Genomic DNA, 353 nt, shown 5'->3' with positions numbered 1-353 from the left:
TATTCAACAACAACTTAGCACTTCAATATCTTGTAAAAAAGACAAATTTTTACTACTTTTGCAAAAGCACTAAAGCGTTCTTAATTATGCAAAGTATTCCTGATTTAAAAAACATTTCATTTGAAGATTTCAAAACCGAAGTTATAAATGATTATAAAGTTGCTGTTAGAAGTAGAGAATGTAGTTTATTAGGAAGACGCGAAGTTCTAACAGGAAAAGCAAAATTTGGAATTTTTGGCGATGGTAAAGAAGTACCACAACTAGCCATGGCAAAAGCTTTTAAAAAAGGCGATTGGAGATCTGGTTACTACAGAGATCAAACTTTTATGATGGCTATTGGCGAACTTACTGTT

General features: G+C 31.7%; 1 pseudogene. It reads left to right on the top strand.

From position 1 onward, the window contains the following. Positions 1 to 86: 86 nt before the first annotated feature. Positions 87 to 353, top strand: a pseudogene (locus FUA24_RS00630) (transketolase); the annotation flags it as partial.

This window comes from Seonamhaeicola marinus, assembly GCF_008085455.1.
This window is presented reverse-complemented; position numbering and strand designations above follow the sequence as displayed.